This is a genomic window from Paenibacillus sp. N119s, from assembly GCF_059447605.1.
The window spans coordinates 1-834 of record NZ_JCAJRU010000470.1 but is presented as its reverse complement, the minus strand read 5'-3'; the positions used below and the strand labels follow the sequence as shown (position 1 = coordinate 834).

At 39.3% G+C, this 834-nt stretch carries 1 protein-coding gene; it reads right to left on the bottom strand.

Annotation, left to right across the window (positions count from 1 at the left end):
- On the bottom strand, positions 1-646 hold a 646-nt coding region (locus AC5V8P_RS25820; RefSeq protein ID WP_495474086.1), incomplete at its 3' end, for a hypothetical protein.
- Between the last annotated feature and the right edge of the window lie 188 nt (positions 647-834).

Here is an 834-nt window from a genome sequence, read left to right as displayed (position 1 = left end):
CATATCCATAATCTGGTCTAACGTCAAAATCAGAAGAATCATTTAATCCAGCTACTGGACGATCGACAATTTGTCCATCGGTAGCTTGCGGAGTGATTACATGGTCACCAGTAGTTGTTTTACCAGCATCTTGGGTCGCCGTAGTGGAAGTATTTGCAAAACCAGTTCCCGACACGCCCCATGTTGTGACATGCACAATGTCGCCGTTAGCTCTCCATTGTATTTCATAATTTCCTGAGCGCAACCCTTGTGAAAAAGAATTCACACTCTCCCAGAGCAATTTTTTATGAGCGCCAATAGTCTTAACAATATATTGTTTTCCACTATCTGTATGGACCAGGCTAAAGGTGATGGTTGAACTGCCTCTATTTTTGGCAAAAATTTTAAGATGCCCGTATCCAGGATCTAATACAAAACGTGACACTGGGTCCTTTCTGTCGAACGTGTCATCAAAAACATCTCTTGATTTTTGAGGAGTTATGACATGGTCACTAATAGTTGATTTACCAGCATTTTTGGTCGCAATACTGGATGTATTTGTAGGATCAGACGTATCTGAACTTGCACAGATCATACTCGGCACAACAACAACCCCCAACAAACTAATAGATAAGACTGACAAAAAAAATATTTTTTTCTTTTTCACAAATATCATTTCTCCTTTGAGTTATAAACGAAGCAAGGAAAGCTTCAAACCGAATGGCCTGAAGCTTTCCTTGCTTCGTTGTAGTATAAGTAAAAGCTTCTTCAATCAAGCGAGCTAGCAGTTAGCTTTTCTTATACCAAACTTTATGGCTTGGTTTAATTAAAGCTCATCTGGACTATTGGCTGATA